Origin of the sequence: Achromobacter sp. UBA4530, assembly GCF_002388205.1 — a bacterium.
GTDB lineage: Bacteria > Pseudomonadota > Gammaproteobacteria > Burkholderiales > Burkholderiaceae_B > Achromobacter > Achromobacter animicus.
On sequence record NZ_DGMA01000005.1, the window covers coordinates 86,235 to 101,951 of the forward strand.

General features: G+C 65.1%; 8 protein-coding genes. All 8 read right to left on the minus strand.

The window, feature by feature from the left end; translation table 11 throughout:
- Positions 1-14: 14 nt before the first annotated feature.
- Entirely contained in the window at positions 15-1,436 is a 1,422-nt protein-coding gene (locus B2W22_RS03400; RefSeq protein WP_175124297.1) for a basic amino acid/polyamine antiporter, read from the minus strand.
- Between the two features lie 73 nt (positions 1,437-1,509).
- A complete protein-coding gene (locus tag B2W22_RS03405; RefSeq protein ID WP_175124298.1) occupies positions 1,510-2,496 on the minus strand; it encodes an AI-2E family transporter in 987 nt (328 codons plus the stop codon).
- Positions 2,493-3,920: an alpha/beta hydrolase gene (locus B2W22_RS03410; RefSeq protein WP_286936189.1), complete on the minus strand. Its 1,428-nt coding sequence runs from the start codon at positions 3,918-3,920 to the stop codon at positions 2,493-2,495. Before B2W22_RS03410 ends, B2W22_RS03405 begins: the two co-directional genes overlap by 4 nt.
- A gap of 59 nt (positions 3,921-3,979) precedes the next feature.
- A complete protein-coding gene (locus B2W22_RS03415) occupies positions 3,980-5,512 on the minus strand; it encodes an efflux transporter outer membrane subunit (RefSeq protein ID WP_286936190.1) in 1,533 nt (510 codons plus the stop codon).
- Complete coding sequence (locus B2W22_RS03420) at positions 5,509-8,697, minus strand: multidrug efflux RND transporter permease subunit (protein WP_286936191.1); 3,189 nt, start codon at positions 8,695-8,697, stop codon at positions 5,509-5,511. The genes B2W22_RS03415 and B2W22_RS03420 overlap by 4 nt, the downstream gene beginning before the upstream one ends.
- 11 nt (positions 8,698-8,708) lie before the next feature.
- Entirely contained in the window at positions 8,709-9,863 is a 1,155-nt protein-coding gene (locus B2W22_RS03425; RefSeq protein WP_175124301.1) for an efflux RND transporter periplasmic adaptor subunit, read from the minus strand.
- Positions 9,864-10,559: 696 nt separating this feature from the next.
- The gene (locus tag B2W22_RS03430) at positions 10,560-14,690 is read right to left on the minus strand and encodes a CheR family methyltransferase (protein WP_286936192.1); all 4,131 of its coding nucleotides are present in this window, start codon (positions 14,688-14,690) and stop codon (positions 10,560-10,562) included.
- A gap of 121 nt (positions 14,691-14,811) precedes the next feature.
- Positions 14,812-15,651 (minus strand): ammonia-dependent NAD(+) synthetase, encoded by an 840-nt coding sequence (gene nadE / locus B2W22_RS03435; RefSeq protein ID WP_286936243.1) that lies wholly within the window; start codon positions 15,649-15,651, stop codon positions 14,812-14,814.
- Positions 15,652-15,717 lie beyond the last annotated feature (66 nt).

Below are 15,717 nucleotides of genomic sequence, written 5' to 3' on the forward strand. Positions count from 1 at the left end.
CTAGCTCCCAGACGTTAGATGGCAATCCAGCCGTAGATCAGGCCCACGATGGCGGCCAGGGCTCCGACGCATGCCACGATGAAAACGACCAACTCCCAGCCGGTGAAGAATTTCCGGCCCTGCTCACGCCGGGCCCAGAAGTACAGGACCGACCCGGGTGCATACAACAGCGCCGACAACAGCAGGAACTTCAAGCCGCCGGCGAAGATCATGAAAAGCGTATAGACGGCCGCGATGCTGGCAAGTGTGAGATCGCGCTTCTGATCCTTGCCGCCGACATAGGTTTCGCCGCGCTTGGCGAGCTGCCAGCCGAAACCCGCGACCAGCAGGTACGGAATCAGCGACATCGCGCTGGTCAGGCTGAGCATCAGCGAAAATGCATCGCGTGACCAGTACGTGCTGATGACGAAAAGCTGCACGATGATGTTGGTCACCCACAGCGCGACGACCGGCACGCCGTTCTTGTTCTCGCGGGCGAACGCGCGCGGCATGTCTTCCGTCTTTGCTGCCGCGTGCATCACTTCGGCGCAGATCAGCGACCAGGCCAGATACGCGCCCAGCACCGAGATCAGCAGACCGACGCTGACGAATACGGCGCCCCACGGCCCCACCACCGACTCCAGCACGCCGGCCATGGACGGCTGGCGCAGCGCCGCGATGTCGGTCTGTTGCATGGCGGCATAGGGCAGCAGAGACACCAGCACCATCAGCAGCAGCGCGGTCACAAACCCGATCAGCGTGGCCACCCCCACGTGCGAACGCTTCGACGCGAAGCGGGAATAAACGCTCGCGCCCTCGATGCCCAGGAAGACGAAGACCGTCACCAGCATGGTTCGCCTCACCTGCTCAAACAGGCTGTAGCCGCTCATGTCGCCCCAGAAATTGATGCGGAAGAGGTCAACCTTGAAGGCCACGAACAGCACGATGATGAACACCACGATCGGGATGATCTTGGCCACGGTCACCACGGCATTGATGAACGCCGCCTGCTGCACCCCGCGCAGGATCATGAAGTGGAACATCCAGATGCCCACGGACGCCACAGCGATTGCGATGACCGTGTTGCCGTCGCCAAAGACGGGAAAGAAGGCGCCGAGCGTCGATTTGATCAGCACCCAATACGACACGTTGCCGATGCAGCTGCCGATCCAGTATCCAAACGCGGACAGAAAGCCCAGGTAATTGCCAAACCCGGCCTTGGCATACGCAAAGACGCCCGCGTCCAGGTCGGGCTTGCGCTCGGCCAGCGCCTGGAACACACGGGCCAGCGTGTACATGCCCGCGCCCGCGATGATCCAGGCGATCACCGCCCCAACCACGCCCGTTGCCCCGCCAAAGGTCCGGGGCAGCGAAAAGATCCCGGCGCCGATCATCGACCCCACCACCATGCCCGTCAGGGCAAGCAATCCAAGCTTCTTGGGAGTACTGCTTTCCATCATGCACCTCCAGTATTGAGCAAAGACGTGAGCAGGTCGGCCGCCGTCCCGGATGCTGCCCGGGACGGCCGGCTCAGCCGCGGGTAACGCGCAAACTGCGGCTGGCGCCGTACACCGTGGTCATCGTGATAAGAAGCGGCACGCCGATGAACGTGCCCGGTATGCCCCACACCAACCCCCAGAAAAACACCGCAAACATCACCATCAGCGGCGACAGCGAAAACGCGCTGCCGGCCAGCCGGGGTTCCAGATAGCAGCCGTAAACGATCTGGATGCAGTTCAAGACCACCAGCACCAGAATGCTCGTCTGCAACGATCCGTATTGCACGAACGCGAAGAACGCCGGAAACACCGTCGCCACCAGCGGTCCCAGGAACGGGATGTAGTTCAGCAGGAACGCCAGCCCGCCCCAGGCGGTCGCCAGCTCCAGCCCGGCGTAGATCGCAAACAGCCAGACGGTCACACCCGTCAGCACGCTGGCGATGGTGCGGATCACCATGTACCAGCGCAGCTTGCTCGCCACCTCGCGTGCGACCGCCATCCAGCGCTGCGCCCTTGCCTCGCCCAGCAGGCGGGTCAGCCGCTCCGGCGCCTCGTCCAGTTCGAACAGCCCCAGCGCGATGAACACGAAGGCGATGAAGATCATGCCCAGCATGCTGTTGATCCGCAGCGCCACTTCCTGGATCGCCCGCACCAGCCATGACACGTTGAAGCTGTCCTGGAACATCTGGATCGCCATCGCGCCGTGCGGGTGCAGCGTTTCGGTCTCTAGCGTGAACAGGCGCTGGAAGCGCGCGGCGTTGGCCATGACCCACTGCGCGACCAGGCTGAAGCCCCATGCCGCCAGCGACAGGAACACCACCGACACGACCAGCGTCACCACCAACGCCAGGATCGCCGCGAGCGGCGCGGGCATCTTGCGGCCCAGGTACTGGCGCAGCGGCGCGACCAGGCAGATCACGAACAGCGCGAACGTCAACGGCACGAACACCGGGCTGGCCAGGTACAACAGCCCCAGCAGCAGGATGGCGAAAATGCCGGACAGTGCGAAAGACATCATCTTGGTATCACCCCATCAACGCGCTTGACCAGATAGGCATAGAACGGATTGGAGGTCAGCCGGGTCAGCGTATCCATGCCGATCACGAAAGCTCCAACCTCGCCACGCATGGACATGGCGCCCAGGCTGATGCCGAATTCCTCGATGTTGTCCGGGTGCGTGCCGTACAGCGCGTCGTCGGTCGGAAACGGCAGCGCCACGTGCGACAGCGAATAGACCTCGCGCGGGTAGTCCATGCCGATGGCGCGTTCCACGACCGCGGTCGCGTTCGGCTCGATGACGCGCTCGATCATGGCGCTGGACGTGGGGCTGGCGTTGGTGACGAGCGTCAGCCGGTAATTGCGCTTTTCGCCTGGCAGCGTGCCCGCCAGCTGCCAGGCCACGCCGCGGCGGAACAGCGGGCCGAGCTTGGTAGCGCGGTTCAGGTCGAACAGCACCAGGTCGCTGCCGTTGGCGGGCAGGCGCGCATACAGGGCGTTGATCAGCGCGCGCGTGCTGACGGTGAAGTCCAGCACCGAATGGAACGTGATGATGGGCGGCAGACGCTCCAGGCCGCCGGATCGCTGCTGCGCGACCAGCCTGTCCTGCAGCGTCTGCGTCAGTTCGAACGACTGGCGCGCCGCGTGGACCGGGAAAGAGTTGTACTTGAACGGGTTGAACTCCGGCACGATGCTCAGCCACGCGGCCTTGGCGAACGCGGGCAGGATGGCGGGCAGCCCGGCCACGCCCGCAAAGCGCGCGAACGACGTGATGCCGACCATCGGCGACAGCAGCACCAGCCGGTCGGGCTTGTCGAGCTTGGGATTGTCCAGCGCGTCCAGCGTGTGCATCAGCGCCAGCGCCCCGCCGTTGGAAAAGCCCACCATGTGCAGCGGCTTGGGTGCGGGCACCCGGCGCCGCGCTTCGCGCACCGCCAGACGCGTCGCGGCCGCCCAATCCTCCCAGTGCGCGTCCGTCAGCCCGCCCGGCACCGTGCCGTGGCCCGGCATCCGGATGGCGATCGCCACGTAGCCGACGGACTGATAATGCGCGGCGACATGGCGCAGGCTGTACGGCGAATCCGTCAGGCCATGCAGCAGCACGGCCACGCCCTGCGGCTCTCCCGCCGGCGTCAGGACGAAGGACCGGTTCCAGTCGTGCGCGAAGTGTTCGGGGTAGACCTTGGCGTCCGCGAAATAGCGGTTGCTGTCCACCTTGTCCTCCGGCAGCAGCTTGTCGCCTACGTTCTGCCGGACCAGCGTGAAAAGCGCGTCCTCGTGCGCCAGGTAATCGTCCCAGGTGCTGCGGTCCAGGCGTTCGGCGTCCAGCTCCTGGGGAACATACGTGTGCCAGGCAGCCAGCGGCGGACCCTGCTGGATGTCGTACAGGCGCACCCCCATCAGCGTGACGACGACCAGCACGGCAAGGCCGGCAAGGATGAACACGGCTTTGCGCAGCCTGCGCCACCCCGGGCGCGGGCTGGCTCTGCCGGGCTTGCCGGCGTTCACTGGGGGGCTCCCACGCCGGGCGGCGGAACGGGGGTAGACATGGCGGGTGAATCGCCTGTCGCAGGACCGCCTGCCGACCCTCCCGCGCCCGGCGGCGATCCCGCCATCACCACCTGCGGCTGTTCATCCCCGCCCCCCAGCGCGACATACAGCGACACGCCGTTCTGAAGCTGGGACGCGCGCAGCGTCAGCATCTGCTGCTCCGCGCTAAACAATCCGCGCCGCGCGTCGACGACTTCCAGGTAGATCGAGATGCCGTTCATGTAGCGCAGCTCGGCAGTCTCGGCCAGGCGGCGCTGCGCCTGGATCGCCGTTTCCTGCGCGGTCACCTGCTCCTGGAAGCGCTTGCGGTTCTCCAACGCGGTGGCCACTTCGCTGAACGCCGTCTGCACCGTCTTGCGGTAGTTGGCGATCAGTTCGTCGCGCTGCGCCGTGGCAAGATCCACCGCCGCGCGCCGCTGCCCGTAATCGAAGATCGGCCACCCGATTCCCGCGCCGATGTTCCAGATCTGGCTGGGCGACGAAAAGAGGTCCGACAGCTCGGTGGAGGCATAGCCGAACGAACCGGTCAGTGCAATCCGCGGAAACAGGGCCGCGCGCGCCGCGCCGATGTTGGCGTTGGCGCTGCGCAAGCGGTTCTCGGCCTGGCGGATGTCGGGTCTTACGACAAGCAGCGACGACGGCAGGCCGGGACTGAGCGCATCGAACTGGCCCGCGGCCTCAATCGGCGGCCCAACGGTCATCTCCCGCTGCAGGTCTTCGCCCACCAGCACCCACAGACGGTTCCAGTGCGCCGCCGTGGCGCGCTGCCACTCAGCGAGCTGGGTCTGCGCCTGCGTCAGCAGGATGGCCGACTGCTCGAAGTCGACCAGCGAGGTCACGCCGGCGTCCAGCCGGTCCTTGGCGACGCGCAGTGCATAGCTGCGGGTTTCGACCGTGCGCTGCGCCAGCGCGATGCCTTCCTCGCCCGCCCGGGCGTCGTAATAGGTCGAGGCCACGTTCGCAATCAGCGACAGACGGAATGCCCTCCGCCCTTCCACGGTCGCCAGGTATTGCTGCAACGCGGAGGCGGTCAGGTTGCGGATCCGCCCCCAGAAATCCAGCTCGAAGGACGAGACCATTACCTGGGCGCTGAACTGGTTGAACTGCACGGTCTGCCGCGACCCCGCCAGCGCCGGATCCAGTACGGTCAGCGGCTGCTGGTTGCGCGACGCGGCCGCGCCGGCATCCAGTTGCGGCAGCTGGTTGGCGCGTTCGATGCGGTAGAAGGCGCGCGCCTGCTCGATCCGGGCCGTGGCTGCGGCCAGATCCTGGTTCAGTTCCAGCGACCGGGCGATCAGGCGCTTGAGTTGCGGATCGCCGAAGAACTGCTCCCACGTGACGTCCTGCGCCGCCACCGCATCCGGCGGGACCTCGCCGGGAAATACCGCAGGCGTCGCGACTTCCGGCTGGCGGTGCTCCGGCGCGAAATTGCAGGCGGTCAGCCCCCAGCCCATCAGCGCCAAGATGGCAATGCGCGCCGGCCTCATGGGTTCTCTCCCCGCTCTTCGGCCTTGGCCGGAACGCTGGCAGCAGGCGAGGACCCGGGCTTGGCCGCATTCTTGCGCGGCCCCGACCAGCGCCGCGCAACCATGTAGAACAGCGGCGTGAAGAAAACGCCGAACAGCGTGGCGGTCAGCATGCTGCCCATCACGCTGGTGCCCACCGCCTGACGGCTGGCCGCGCCGGCGCCGGTGGCCAGCACCAGCGGCAGCATGCCCAGCACGAAGGTGATGCTGGTCATGATGATGGGACGCAGACGCTGCCGGGCGGCATCGACCACGGCCTCCTTGCGGTCGCGCCCTTCCAGTTCCTCTTTCAAGGCGAACTCCACGATCAGGATGCCGTTCTTGGCGGCCAGGCCAATGATCGTGACCAGCCCGATATTGAAATAGATGTCCGCCGACATGCCCCGCCCCAGCGTGAACGCCGCCGCGCCCAGAATGCCGAACGGCAGGATCAGCAGCACGGACACCGGCACGGACCAGCTTTCGTAGAGCGCCGACAGCAGCAGGAACACCACGATCAGCGACAGGCCCAGCAGCAGCGCCACCTGGTTGCCCGCCTGGCGTTCTTCGTACGCCGTGCCGGTCCACTCATAGGTGATGCCCTGCGGCAGGACGCGCCCGGCAATGGCTTCCATCTCGGCCAGCGCCACGCCGCTGGAGCGGCCCGCGGCGGCCTCGCCCGAGATGGTGATGGATGGAAAGCCGTTGTAGCGTTCCAGCTGCTGCGGCCCGTCGATCCAGCGCATCCGCGAGAACGCCGAGAACGGCACCATCTCGCCCCGGTTGTTCGGCAACTGCAAGGCGGCAATGTCCTGCGGCTGCATGCGCTGGTCGGCCTCGGCCTGGATGAACACCCGCTGCACCGAACCGTCGAGCAGGAAGTCGTTGACGTAGTTCGACCCGAACGCCAGTGTCAGCGCCTGGTTGACCTGCGCGACCTGCAGCCCCAATGCGCGCGCGTGCACCCGATCGATCTCGACATACAGGCGCGGTCCCGGCGGCATGCCGTCCAGCCGCACGCCGGTCAGCACGGGGCTGGCCGCAGCGGCCGCGATCATGGCCGCGCCGGTGGCGGCCAGACCCGCGCCACCCTGCGCGGTGCGGTCCTGCACCTTCATGGAAAAGCCCGACGCGTTGCCCATCGACGGGATAGGCGGCGGATTTAGCGCGAAGATCATCGCCTGCGGAATCGACCGGAACGCCAGGTTGCTGCGTCCGACCAGCGCGTCGACGGCCTCGGCCCGATCGGTGCGCTCGCTCCACGGGTGCAGGTCCACGAACGACAGCGCCGCCGTCTGCCCCTGGCCGAAGAAGTTGAAGCCGACCACCGACGCCACGTTGCGCACGGCCGGCAACTGGCGCAGCTGGCTTTCGGCCTGCTGCACGGCGGCCTCGGTCTGGTCGGCCGTGGTGCCGGGCGCGCCGGTGTACGACACGAAGAAGTAGCCTTGATCTTCCAGCGGCAGATAGCCGCCCGGCAGGCGCGAGAACAGAAACACCGTCAGGCCGCAGACGCCCAGGAATATCAGCATCCAGCGCAGGGGCCGCACCAGCATGTGTTCGACCGCGCGCACGTACTGGCGTGTCATCGCGTCAAAGCCGTTATTGAACTTGTCGAAGACCCACTGCTTGCCCTTTGAGATCCGGCCCTTGGGCGGCTTGCCGTCCGGCAGCTTGAGCAGCGTGGCGCACAACGCGGCGCCCAGCGACAGCGCCAGCACGGTCGACACCACGATCGCCACGGACAGCGTGATGGAGAACTGGCGGTAGATGGCGCCGCTGGAACCGGGAAACATCGCCATCGGCACGAACACCGCCACCAGCACCAGCGTGCTGGCGATGATCGGCCCCCACACCTGGCCGACCGCCTTGCGCGTCGCTTCCGGCGCAGAAATCTTCTCGTCCTGCATGATCCGCGCGACGTTTTCCGACACCACGATGGCGTCATCGTTCAGCACCCCGATCGCCACCACCATGCCAAAAAGCGACAGCAGGTTGATGGACGCGCCAAACAGGAACAGGCCCGCGCAGGTGCCGATCAGCGCGATCGGCACGATCAGCGTGGGGATCAGCGTGCTGCGCCAGCTTTGCAGGAACAGGAACACCATTGCCGTGACCAGCAACAGCGCCTCGACCATGGTGACCAGCACCGAGCTGATGGACGTGGTGATGAAAGGCGTGGTGTCGAACGGCACCGTCCAGCCGACGCCCGCCGGAAACACGGGCTCCAGCTCGGCCATGCGCTGCCGCACCTGCCGTGCCACGTCCAGCGCGTTGGCGTCGTTGGCCAGCTGAATGGCGATGCCGGCGGCCTCCTTGCCGTTGACGCTGAGCCGGAAGTTGTAGCTTTCGTTGCCCAGCTCCACCCGCGCCACGTCGCCCAGCCGCACCAGCGAGCCATCGTTGTTGACCCGCAAGATGACCTGCCGGAACTGCTCCGGTGTGGAAAAGCGGCTCTGCGCCACGATCTGCGCGTTGAAGTCCGCGCCGCGCGCCAGCGGCAGGTCACCCAGCGATCCGCCAATCGTCTGCGCATTCTGTTCCTGCACCGCACGCATCGCGTCGCTGGCCGACATCTGAAAGCTGGCCAGCTTGCGTTCGTCCAGCCAGATCCGCATCGCGTACGACGAGCCGAACAGCTGCACGTCGCCCACCCCGCGGATGCGGCGCAGCTCGTTGAGGATGTTGTTGGACGCGAAATTGCCCATCTCGACGGCGCTGACGTTGCCGCTTTCCGATTGCAGCGCCAGCAGCATCAGGAAGCCGGACGACGCCTTGGTCACCGCCACGCCAAGCTGGCGGACTTCCTGCGGCAGCCGGGGTTCGACCCGGCTCAGGCGGTCCTGCACCTGGCTGCGGGCCACGTCCAGGTCCGTGCCCGGCTGCAGCGTCACCGTGATCTGCGACGTGCCGTTGGCGCGGCTGACCGACGCCATGTACAGGAAGTTGTCGACCCCGTTCATCTCCTCCTCGATGATCGAGGTGACCGTGCGGTCGATGGTGGTGGTGTCGGCGCCCCGGAAGGTCGCCTGGATCGTGATCGAAGGCGGCGCGATGTTCGGGTACTGCTCCACCGGCAGCAGCACCACCGCGATCAGCCCGAACAGCAACAGGAACAACGCCACCACCCAGGCGAATACCGGCCGCAAGACGAAGAATGAGCCCATGACCGACTCCGCTAGGGTTTCGCGGCTTGCTGTTCGACCGGGTCAACCTGTTGGCCTGGCCTTATCTTGTGCCAGCCATCCACGACCACTTTCTCCCCTGGTTCAAGGCCGCGGCGCACCAGCCAGCTTCCTGAGATCTGCTCACCCACCTCGATCTGCCTGGGCACCGCCGTGTTGTCGGGCCCGATGACGAACACGGTGGCCGTATCGCCGTTCAGCCGCGCCGCCCGCGCGGGAATCAGGACGCCCTCCTGGCGCACCCCGACAAGTATCTGACCGTTGACGAACTGCCCGGGCAGCAACTCACGCTTGGCGTTGTCGAAACGGGCGCGGATGGTCTGCGCGCCAGTGGTCCGGTCGACGCTCAGGTCCGCGAAATCCACGACCCCGGTCTCGCCAAACTCCCGGCCGTTGGCCAGCGTAAGCCGCACCGGAAACGTATTGCCCGCCGTCGCCAGCGCGCCGGAGCGCGCGTAGTCGGTCAGGTCCATGATGGCGGTGTTGGACTTGGTGAACGTGGCGCTGATCGGCGACAACTGATTGACCTGCGCCAGCAGCGTGGCCGCCGATGCGCTGACCAACGCCCCTTCGGTGACCAGCGCGCGGCCCACGCGACCGGCGATGGGCGCCCTGACCGTGCAGCGGTCCAGCCGCAACTGCGCCAACGTAACCGCGGCCTGCGCATCGGCCACATTGGCCTGCGCCTGCCCCAGCGCCGCCAGCGCGGCTTCGTATTCCTGCGCGCTGACCGCTTGACGCTGCACCAGCGGACGGAACCGGTCCGTGACCGAGCGCGCATTCTTCTGCACGGCCTGCGCACGCTGCAGCATGGCGTTAGCCTGCGCCAGCTGCGCCTTGTAGTCGCTGGGGTCTATCTGGAACAGCGGATCGCCGGCCTGTACGTCGCTGCCTTCGGTGTACAGCAGTTTCTCGACGATGCCGTCAACGCGTGCCCGCACTTCAGCGGTGCGAATCGGTTCGATCCGCCCGGGCAGGTCCACGTTCAGGTCGACCGGCTGGCGGCCGACGGTCATCACGAACACCTTCATCGGCGCAATGGTGACGGCCGCCGCGTCGTTCCGGTCACCACATCCCGCCAATGCAAGCGTCCAGGCGCCCAAGGCATACAACATGACACGACGGACATTGCTGCTTACTTGCGTCATCCACTACTCCCAGGCGGTCGGACTCGGGGTCTCGCGCTGCCCTCACCTCATGGCGGAGGCAAGAGCCTTACTTGGACAGCTTCTATACGGAACAGCTTATGGGTGGACACCTTGCGGGCACGCCTGAGCGCGCCGGACTGACGGACGTGCAGCTTATGAAGCGAGGGCGCAGCAAGGCGCCATGGGGTTATCGCGTTGAAGTAGGAGAATGCCGCCAATCGGGAAAAGTCCGACCCAGGCGGAACCTGCCCAATTGAGGCCAGGCTGGCTCTGGCCCGGCGTCGGCCGGGCGCCATGCAAAACGAACAAGACCATCGACTTTCGCACAAGCATCCTTTATGTCGTTGACGAGGAAGACTGGCTGAAATAGGGCTGCATGGTCGAGCGGCGGAGGGGGAATCCGCTTGCGGGCGCTGGCACGGCACGTGCTGGGCGCGTCGCGAAAGCACAGCTTAAGTAGCGATGGCACTTAGTGCAAGCTTTTCTCGTTTGCGCCGTTGGCGAACGGGAACGAAAGCGATGCGTTGGGAACGGGTGTCGCAGGACAGGGCGATGGGGAGAAGTGCCCCGGGTCGGGCGTCCACTTGAGTAGTTGTTGCCAGACTAAACAAATAGGATCAGAAAGAATCCGCCGCGGCGAAACGAGCCGGGAAGTGGCGGCAAACGCATGTGCCGGCCACTTCCCAAACGCGCGGATCACCCGCGCAACCGCAGCTTGCGAACCACTTCGAGCAGATCGTCCAGCGACACCGGCTTGCTGATGTGGGCGGAAAAGCCTGCGCTGACGGCTTCGCGCATGTCTTCCTTGGCGCCAAAACCGGTGAGCGCGATGGAAGGCAGATCGGCGCCACTGTCTTTTTCGCGAATGGCGCGCATCAGCGTATAGCCATCCATCTCCGGCATGCCGATGTCCGACAGCATCAGGTCGAAGCGGGCGGTCTCCAGGATTTCCAACGCCTGCCGGCCGTTGGAGGCGGCCGTGACTACCGCCCCTTCCATGTCCAGCAGCTCGTGCATGATGTGCAGGACGTCCTCGGAGTCATCGACCAAAAGCACCTTCAGCCCTTCCAAAGGCATGTCGGCGTTGGCTTGCGGCGCGGCCTCGGCTTCAAGGGAACCGGCCAGGTCCAGCCACACCGTGAAGCGCGCGCCGAGCCCCACGCCATCGGAATGGACCTGGATCGTGCCGCCATGCGCACCGACCAGTTCGCTGACAACCGCCAAGCCGATGCCCAGTCCGGGGCTGGCGCCCGTCTTCTGGCGCACGTCGCCCTGGCTGAACATGTCGAACACCCGGCCGATGAACAGCGGGTCGATGCCCTGGCCCGTGTCGGCGACTTCCAGTTTCAAGCGGTTGTCCTCGATGGCCAGCTTAAGCGCGACGGAACCGCCCTCGGGCGTGAACTTGATCCCGTTGTTCAGCAGGTTCCAGATCACCTGTTCGATGCGCACGGGATCCGCGTCCAGGTAGATCGCCAGCGCAGGATCAAAGTCGCTGCGCAGATCGATGCCGGCCGACGCCGCCACGGGCTTGAGCACCTCGAGGATGTTTTTCGCGATGGCCACGACGTCGATGATCGATTTGTTGAGCGCCAGCTTGCCCGTCCGGACGCGCGAGAGATCCAGCAGATCGTCAATGATGCGGGCCTGGCCTTTGACCGAACGCTGGATCAGGTCCGTGGCACGCGCGGCGGGGCCGAAATTGCGCACGGCCGGCGTGCGGGCCAGCAGCTCTGCATTGAGCTGGATCAGGTTGAGCGGGTGCTTCAGTTCGTGCGACACAACCGCGAAGAACTCGTCCTTCAGCACGCTATCGGCATGTGCGCGGTCCAGACGGGACTCCTGCTCGGCGTCGCGCAACTTCAGGTCAGTGACATCGCGCACGATCTTGGCAAACCCCTGATAGACAGGATCATCCATCCGGTTCACGCCGCCCGTGCAGAACACCAGGCTGCCGTTCTTGCGCTTGTGCCAGCGTTCGTCAGGGGCGTAGCCGATCTTCCTGGCGCGATTCAGCTCATGCTCGGGTCTGCCGGCCGCGATGTCCTCGTCAGTGAAGATGATCGCAATAGGCTTGCCTTCCGCCTCGGCGCTGGTGTAGCCGAACATCAGCTCGGCGCCGATATTCCAGTTGGTGATGATGCCTTCGTTATCCAGCGTCATGATGCCGAAATCGCGCGCGCTCTCGGTCATCAGCTTCAAGTGGGCCTCGCCCAGTCGCACGCTTTCTTCCGCCTTGCGCCGGTCCGTGATGTCGATGAACGTAAGCACCGCGCCCTCAATGCGGTGGTCACCGCTCCGGTACGGTAGCAGCCGCGCCAGATACCAACGGTCCGTCGTGCTGTGCACCTCGCGTTCCAAGGGGCGCAGCAGCTCGAACACGCCGGCGGCATCCTTGGCCAGATCCGGGTACTCCAGACGGTGCGTGATGTCGAGCACCGACCGTCCAGCGTCGGCCGGGATAACATTGAAGATGTCGGACGCGCGGGGCGTGAACCACTGGATGCGCATCATGCGATCCACGAACACCGTGGCAATGTCGGTGGACGCGATCAGGTTTTGCAGGTCGTCATTGATCTTCGCGGTTTCATCGACCTTGGTCTTCAGTTCCGCATTGACCGTGATCAGCTCCTCGTTGACGGACTGCAGCTCTTCCTTGCCGGTCTCAAGTTCTTCGGTGGTGGAGCGCAACTCTTCGTTGATGGCCTGAAGCTCTTCGTTGGAGGCCTTCAGTTCTTCCGTGGAGGTTTCCGCCTGCTCAATGGTCGCCTGCAACTGGCCCTTGGTGCGCTGGAGTTCGGCCTCCAGTTGCGTCAGTACCACCGCGGAGCCGGTCGCGGGGCTGACAGCGCCCTCTGCGCTCATGATGTCCTCGACTTCCTCGAAAAGCACAAGCAGGTAATCACTGGCCGTCTCATCGTGCCGGAATGGCCGCACCACCATGTTGACGTAGGTCTGGCGCTCGCCAAGCGTCATTCTCACGCGCCGCGCCTCGACACTCTTTCGCGAATGCAGGGCCTGAAACATCGCGGTGCGCAATTCCGTGCGCAATTCCGGATGCACCGACAAGGACAGATTGCGGGAAGGTTCGCCGCCCGGGTGGCGCAGGAAGCGGCCTGCCCGCTCCGAAATGTGCACGATGTCGCTGTGAGCATCGACGATGACACTAGGCGGCGCGAACATTTCGAGCGCACGCTGGTGCACGGCGGCATACGAGACCTTGGGCTGGCGAACCGGCGCCGCCGAAGCGTGCACCGGCCGAACGTGATTAATCCCGCCGTCGGCCAGTTCGGGCATGCCGCTCAGTTGCGACGGCGTTTCCCGAGCGATGTAGATGCGGTGGCGCTTGTCCACCACCTGAAAAAGCTGCGGGCACGCATCGGCCGATTCGGAACTGCCGAGGAAAAGATAACCGCCCGGCTTCAATGCGAAGTGAAACATGCGCAACACGTCGCGCTGCACTTCGCGGTCCAGGTAGATCAAGAGGTTGCGGCAACTGACCAGATCCAGCTTCGAGAACGGGGGATCGCGCAGGATGTTGTGCACGGCAAACAGCACCCGCTCGCGGATTTCCTTCTTGACGCAGTACTCGTTGTCCTGCTCGCTGAAGAAGCTTTGCAGCATGGCTTCAGGCACGTCGCCCTTGATTGCCATCGGATAAGCCGCCGCTCGGCCCACGGCTAGCGCCGATTCGTCGATGTCGGTGGCAAATAACTGGATCTTGGGCGGGTGGGGCAACGCATCGGCCTGCGCGCTCATCAGCATGGCCAGCGAATACGCCTCTTCACCTGTAGAACAACCGGCCACCCAGGCGCGCAACGCCACTTCCGGCGTGGTGCTCAGCGACTTCAGCAGCTTGGGCAACACGAATTCATCCAGATTGGCGAAAGCTTCCTTGTCCCGGAAAAACTGCGTGACGCCAATGAGCATATCGGACAGCAGTTTAGGGGTCTCGGCGATGCGTTCCTGAAGCAGCTTTCCGTATTCGGGCAAGGTTGACACGCCCGTAACCTGCATGCGGCGCTCGATTCGGCGAAGCACCGTGGCCTTCTTGTAGTGACGGAAATCGTGCGCCGTGCGGGCGCGCAAGAGGGCGAGAATGTCGCGCAACGCATTGCGTTCCTGTTGCGCCCCGTCCGTCGCCTGCTCGGCATCCGCGGCGCCGGAGGCCTCGGCCTCGGTCAACGGCGGCAGATGGATGCTGCCCATGTTCTCCGCGATCTGCTTGAGACGCTGCGGCATGGTGGACACAGGCAGCACAATGTCCACCATGCCGGTGGAAATTGCATTGCGCGGCATGGTGCCGTGCTCTGCTTCCTCGGGCAACTGCGCGAACGTCACGCCGCCCTGTTCCTTGATACGGGAAAGGCCCACCGATCCGTCGGACCCGCCACCCGACAACACGATGCCGACGGCACGGTTCGTATGCACATCGGCCAGCGTGCGGAAAAATTCGTCGATCGCAATCTGGCGGCCTTCCGGGCGACTGGCCCCCGCCGAAATACGCAGGTAGCCATCATTCATCGACAGCGAGGCCGCCGGAGGAATCACGTAGACGTGATCACGCAGGATCGGCACCGGCTTGGTGACCTGCTCGACCGGTAGCCCCGTGCAGGCCTGCAGAATCCTGTCGAGAATGCTTTCGTGATCGGGAGACAGATGCACCACGACGACGAAGGCCATGCCGGGTTTGGCCGGCATGTTCGAGAAGAAAGTCTTGAGCGCGTCGATCCCTCCCGCAGAGGCCCCCAGTCCGACCACCGGGAAGTTCAGGTCGCTTCGGACGACTCCCGGTTTGATGTTGGGAACAGACGGCGATTGGGACATTTTGGGCCTGTAGGTTGCGTGCGTGGGAGTACCCGCCATGATACAGCCGCCAGTTTGCGTGAGGTGCCGCGACAGCAGTCTCAAAGACAGATGTTTGGCGTCGTCGCGCAGCGTCTTCAAATCATTCGATGGGCCCCGGCGGCAGCATCCGCTTGTGCGCCGTGGCGCGGTACTGGCGCTCGATCACCGCGACCGCGTCTTCGGCAACCTCCTCGCCTTCCAGATAGCCATCGATCTGCGCGTATGTCACACCGTACGCGTCCTCATCCGGGCGCAACGGCCGCAACGACTCGAGGTCGGCGGTCGGCACCTTGAGCACCAGCCGGTCCGGCGCGCCCAGCAGCGACCCCAGCGCCCGTACCCGCCGCTTGGTCAGACCGCGCAGGGGCAGCACGTCCGCCGCGCCGTCACCATGTTTGGTGAAAAACCCCATCAAGGCCTCGGCGGCCTGGTCCGTGCCGATCACCAGGCAGTCAAGCGCGCCCGCAATGGCGTACTGGGCAATCATGCGCTGCCGCGCCTTGATGTTGCCCGCGCCGAAATCCTCGGCCGCGTCGTCGGCGTATTCCAGGCCGGCGGCGCGCAGCGCCTCGCGTTGCGCATCCACGGCGGGCTTGATGTCGATCCGCATACGGCGATCGGGTGCAATGAAATCCAGTGCCTGCGCTGCGTCTTCTTCGTCGCGCTGCTCGCCGTAGGGCAAGCGCACGGCGACGAACGTGGCCGGTCTCCCCTGGCCGCGGACGCGCTCGACGGCAAGCTGCGCGATCCGCGCCGCGACCGTGGAATCCACCCCGCCGCTGATTCCCAGGACATAACCTGCGCGGCCTGACTGCATCAGGTAGTCGGCGAGGAAGGCAATGCGCCTTTCCAGCTCTTCGGTCGCGTCGAAGTCCGGGGTTACTCCCAATTCTCCGGCGATGGCATCCCGCAAGCGCAAGGGGGTGTTACCTGAATTCATTTTTACTTCTCCACGTTGGCGCATCTGAGCAGCAATCAGCGTTCCTGCGTGCGACTCATGCCCTGC

What these genes read in the sequence shown, in the direction of transcription:
- B2W22_RS03430 (WP_286936192.1), bottom strand. Translation starts at nt 14,690, where the DNA reads ATGTCCCAATCGCCGTCTGTTCCCAACATCAAACCGGGAGTCGTCCGA.
- B2W22_RS03415 (WP_286936190.1), bottom strand. Translation starts at nt 5,512, where the DNA reads ATGAGGCCGGCGCGCATTGCCATCTTGGCGCTGATGGGCTGGGGGCTG.
- B2W22_RS03420 (WP_286936191.1), bottom strand. Translation starts at nt 8,697, where the DNA reads ATGGGCTCATTCTTCGTCTTGCGGCCGGTATTCGCCTGGGTGGTGGCG.
- B2W22_RS03425 (WP_175124301.1), bottom strand. Translation starts at nt 9,863, where the DNA reads ATGACGCAAGTAAGCAGCAATGTCCGTCGTGTCATGTTGTATGCCTTG.
- nadE (WP_286936243.1), bottom strand. Translation starts at nt 15,651, where the DNA reads ATGAATTCAGGTAACACCCCCTTGCGCTTGCGGGATGCCATCGCCGGA.
- B2W22_RS03400 (WP_175124297.1), bottom strand. Translation starts at nt 1,436, where the DNA reads ATGGAAAGCAGTACTCCCAAGAAGCTTGGATTGCTTGCCCTGACGGGC.
- B2W22_RS03405 (WP_175124298.1), bottom strand. Translation starts at nt 2,496, where the DNA reads ATGATGTCTTTCGCACTGTCCGGCATTTTCGCCATCCTGCTGCTGGGG.